Here is a 4,514-nt window from a genome sequence, read left to right on the forward strand (position 1 = left end):
CGGTCGGCGCAAAGCATGACGCTGTCGCCGTCGACGATGAAGTGCCACGGCTGCGAATTGTGACTCGACGGTGCGAGCACCGCATACTGTAGGGCAAACCGCAATTTCGCCTCAACGCCAGCGAGCGGCGGTAGTCGGCTTGGGTCGATTTCCCAGGCGGTACTGCTGATGGTCGGATGCATTTTGCTTCTACCTCTGCATGAGCGACTTGACGTCTCATCGTGGCCGAGGACTTCCTTCGCCGATTGACAGAGATCAAGTTGGGGCGGTCGGGGCGAAAGGGCGGCCGTTGCGCACGCACCGCCCTTCCCATGTGTTCTCGAACGGGACTACACTCTCTCCAGCCCGGCCTGATCGAGAATGCGGATATCCTTGCCCCGCGCATCGACAACGCCCGCTTTTTGCAGCTTCGAGAACATTCGGCTGACCGTTTCGAGCTTCAACCCGAGATAGCTGCCAATTTCCTCACGCGTCATGCGCAGCACGAATTCGGCAGAGGAGTAGCCGCGAGCTTTCAGTCGTGTGGAGAGGTTGAGCAGGAACGCGGCGACGCGTTGCTCGGCGGTCATCGTCCCGAGCAACATCATCAGGGCGGATTCGCGCACGATCTCGCTGCTCATCAGACGGTGAACGTGATGCTGAATCGCCTTGACCTCGCGGCACAGCAACTCGAGCAGGTCGAACGGAATGATGCAGACGATGCTGTCTTCGAGCGCAATGGCATCGCAACCGTGATTGTCCGACGATACGCCGTCGAGGCCGAGCGCGTCGCCCGCAAGGTGAAAACCGGTCACCTGTTCAAGACCATCTCGGTGCATGACCACGGTCTTGAAGCAGCCGGTGCGTACCGCATAGACGTTCTGGAACGCATCGCCAGCGCGGTAAAGCGCTTCGCCGCGCCGGATGATCCGAGTCGAGCAAATGATCGAGTCGAGACGCTCGTACTCGGTCGCCGAAAGTCCCGCTGGCATGCAGATTCGCTGCATCGAACACGTCGAGCACCTTGCGCAATTGCGTCTCGAACCCGGTTCGGCGATCTGAAACGTGCGGCGCGGCGCGGGTGCGGGTGGGGCGGGCGTCGCGACAGTCCTGCTTTCGCTCACGGCATACATGCTCATCTCCTGTCAGTCGGATTGCGTTCGGGATAGTGAGGCGTGCCGCGCGAGGCTTTCGATGACGGCGCGCGCCTGTTCATATTCCGTTGTCTTGTCAAAGAAGTAGTCGGCGCCCGCCGACAGACAGGCGGTTCTGAACGCCGCGTTCGAGTGGTTGGTGAGCACGATCATGACGACCGGAAGGTGCTTGCATTTCACAGCGCCGATCATGTTCAGACCGCTGCCGGCCGTCAGATGCGGGTCGAGCATGAGCACATTGGCGTGCGTCGCTACGAGGCTTTCGAGCGCCGTGTCAGGGTCGTCCGCCATGCCAACCACCTCGACGCTCCCGACCTGCACGAGCATCGATGCGAGACGCTGACGCACGATTCCGGAATCATCCACCAGGAATATTTTGAGCTTGTGTGCGCAACAGATCGGGTTCATGCAACCCATTATTGGACGCGCTGTCTCAAAATAAAATCGGCGAGGGTTGAACTTCAGGTAGGTCTTTCGGAAGGCCGTGTAGGGAATTCCTGACAGCGGGAGGAGATCAGGCTTCGTCGTTATCGTCGAATAATTTGTGGCGTACGGCGTAGCGCACGAGCGCTGCCTCGTGCGGCATCTGCATCTTTTCGAGAATGCGCGCCTTGTAGGTACTGATGGTTTTTGAGCTTACGCACAGCGCCTCGCCGATTTCGGTGACGGTTTCGCCGGCGCAAATGCGGCGCAGCACCTCGAATTCGCGGTCCGACAGTCGCTGATGGGGCAGTGCATCGACGGGCTCATTGAGGCTTTGAGCAAATCGTTCGGCCATCGCGAGGCTCACGTAGACGCCGCCTGCCGCCACCTTGGACACGGCGGCGACCAGTTCCGCGCTTGCGCTTTCCTTCGTCAGGTAGCCCGACGCGCCGGCCTTGAAGGCTCGCGCTGCATATTGCTGCTCCGCGTGCATGGTGAGCACGAGAATGCGCAAGGCGGGCTTTTCCTCCTTGATCTGCTTGATCAGTTCGACGCCGCTGCGCCCTGGCATCGAAAGATCCAGGACGAGCACCTGAGCCTCGGTCGAACGCGCGAGTGCGATCGTGCTTATTCCGTCGCTCGCTTCGCCCGCGACTTCGAATCCGACCGCGTTGGTCAATATATGGCGCAAGCCGTCCCGCACGAGCGCATGGTCGTCCGCAATCAGCACTTTCGTCGTCATGAGTGCGACTCCTCTTGTTGCACGGCTTCCAGGGGAAACGAGACCGACACGGCGAAGCCACCTCTGCCCGGTGTGTCGAACGAAACCGAGCCGCCGAGCACGTATGCGCGCTCACGGATGCCGAGCAGGCCAAACGACTTCCCGAGCGGCATCAGTGGGGAAGTGATGCCACGCCCGTCGTCGGCGATGCGCAGCATGCAATGCTCAACGTCGGTGCGAAGCGTCAGCATGACCCGTGTCGCCTCCGCATGAAGTGCGACGTTAGTCAAGGCTTCCTGCACGATCCGAAATACGGCGGTGGCGGCGCGGCCACTGAATTCAATGTTGGACGTCTCGATGTGACGTTCCACTTCGACGCCATAGCGATTCGTGAAGTCGTTGGCAAGCCAGTCGATCGCGGGGAGCAATCCGAGATCGTCGAGCATCACCGGGCGCTGATCGGCGGCAATGCGCCGCAGCGACGCAACCGTCGTGTCGACGAGCCGGCGCATGCCGCGCAACTGATCGATGGTCTGTGGTCCGATAGCGGCCTGCGCATCGAGTGAGGCTTCAATGGCCGACAGATCCATCTTCAGCGCTGTCAGTTGCTGGCCAATATCGTCATGGAGCTCGCGGGCGATGCGCGTCTTTTCTTCTTCGCGCACGTTCTGCAGGTTCGCAGACAGTTCGCGCAATTCCTCGCGCGACTGCCTGAGCGCCGCATCGGCGTTCACTCGCTCGGTCACATCGTGCAGCATGACTGTGTAGAGCTTGCCGCCACTATCGTCGATCTGGGAAATCGACGCTTCGATGGGAAACTCCTCGCCGTCTGCGCGAAGGCCGAAGAGCACACGCTGTTTGCCCATTTGCCGGTCGGAGCCCCCGGTCACGCCGAACTGCCGGACATGGCGGTCGTGATCTGCGCGAAACCGCTCGGGAATGAAGCGCGACAGAGGTTCACCGATGGCGTCCGCCGCCGGGCACCGGAAGAGCCGCTCAGCCATTGGATTGAAGATCACAATCCGTTGCGTTTCATCGATCGTGACGATCGCCTCCATCGACGAGCGAATGATCCCGCTCAGCCGCGCGGCATCGAGTGTCGATTGCGCGTCGGACGTGCGCGTGATCCGGAAGGTCTCGGCTCGCCCGCGGGTGATCACGAAGACCAGCCAGGCCAGAAGTAGGGCGTTGGCAGCGACGCTCCAATATAGCAGGACGCGAATGCCGCCGTCGTCGTCGTTGGGGATCCCCGACTTCGCCGAGCCCGTGAGCGCGAGCGGCTGTTCACCCGTCGCGGCAGTCCAGATCTTTCGGACGCGCGGCTGGGGATAGGGCAGATCGCTGCTGGATGGTTCTGAGGAAAAGAATCGCATGCCGCGCGAACCCGTTGGAGTGGAAGCGTGCAGATTGACTGGGACTTCGGGCCGGATAACCCATTCAAGGAAGCGCTCGGCGCCGAGCGCGGCAATCACGAAGTTGGCCGCGCTGGCCGGGGATCGGAGCAACGAATTTCCTGTGCTTGCCGCACCCTGGAGCGTCTTCTGGCGGCGATCACGGTTAAGGCCGACGCCCATCAGTTCGTGCCCCGCGTCCCGTGCCAATCGCGCCGTAGGCCTTTCGACGCTCATCTGGGCAACGTGCAACTGGCGCTCACGAAGATTCTGCCAGCATGCGACACACAAAGCGGCGGCGATTCCGAAAACCACGAGCGTGAGGCGCACTGCCGCCCTGCTGGGTGCGTTGCGTGCGCGAGACTTAGCGTCGCCGATCATGTGCGCCTTCGGTAAGTGTGGCATTGCCTGACCCGGAACCCGGTGGAATGCGACAGCAAGCAGATTACAGCCCATTTTCGCCGATCGCGGCGTGACCCGCCACAGAGTGCGCAGTCCGCGCCAGGCGCAGTCGATAGCGCATCCTACCTATCCTATCGGGCCGGGTCCGAAAGCTGTTCCGTCTCGAGCCGGGGTTCGTCTTCAAGGGAACGGCTCGGACGCGCCAGCCGTAATCTATAGAGCGGCTCGTGCCACGCGGCGCCTGAGTCTTCGGGCACGGGCCGGCTGCTTGAGATGCTCGCACATCACACGTCCGCGGATAGTTGATGCAAGTCAATGGGCGGACGACATCGCCAGATAAAGTGAAGCCAAACCGATGTCGCCCGACGGTCGGCAACAACATCCTGGATGCGGAGAAGATGATGCAAGCTTTCGATGTCATGACCTCGTCTGTCATATCAGTCA

General features: G+C 61.4%; 5 protein-coding genes. All 5 read right to left on the minus strand.

The window, feature by feature from the left end:
- The coding region (locus AWB68_RS50405; RefSeq protein WP_445344368.1) for a nitroreductase family protein at window positions 1–182 on the minus strand (182 nt) is incomplete at its 3' end.
- A 147-nt stretch (window positions 183–329) separates the two neighbouring features.
- Complete coding sequence (gene fnr / locus AWB68_RS42940) at window positions 330–1,112, minus strand: fumarate/nitrate reduction transcriptional regulator Fnr (protein WP_087650184.1); 783 nt, start codon at window positions 1,110–1,112, stop codon at window positions 330–332.
- 12 nt (window positions 1,113–1,124) lie between these two features.
- Window positions 1,125–1,499, minus strand: coding sequence for a response regulator (locus AWB68_RS42945; RefSeq protein ID WP_235028832.1), 375 nt, complete (start codon window positions 1,497–1,499; stop codon window positions 1,125–1,127).
- A gap of 148 nt (window positions 1,500–1,647) precedes the next feature.
- The gene (locus tag AWB68_RS42950; protein ID WP_087650186.1) at window positions 1,648–2,298 is read right to left on the minus strand and encodes a response regulator; all 651 of its coding nucleotides are present in this window, start codon (window positions 2,296–2,298) and stop codon (window positions 1,648–1,650) included.
- Window positions 2,295–3,998 carry a PAS domain-containing sensor histidine kinase gene (locus AWB68_RS42955; protein WP_235028833.1) on the minus strand — a complete coding sequence of 568 codons (1,704 nt, stop codon included), beginning with the start codon at window positions 3,996–3,998 and terminating at the stop codon, window positions 2,295–2,297. The genes AWB68_RS42950 and AWB68_RS42955 overlap by 4 nt, the downstream gene beginning before the upstream one ends.
- Between the last annotated feature and the right edge of the window lie 516 nt (window positions 3,999–4,514).

It is taken from the genome of Caballeronia choica, assembly GCF_001544535.1.
Taxonomy (GTDB): domain Bacteria; phylum Pseudomonadota; class Gammaproteobacteria; order Burkholderiales; family Burkholderiaceae; genus Caballeronia; species Caballeronia choica.

What these genes read in the sequence shown, in the direction of transcription:
- fnr (WP_087650184.1), bottom strand. Translation starts at nt 1,112, where the DNA reads ATGTATGCCGTGAGCGAAAGCAGGACTGTCGCGACGCCCGCCCCACCC.
- AWB68_RS42950 (WP_087650186.1), bottom strand. Translation starts at nt 2,298, where the DNA reads ATGACGACGAAAGTGCTGATTGCGGACGACCATGCGCTCGTGCGGGAC.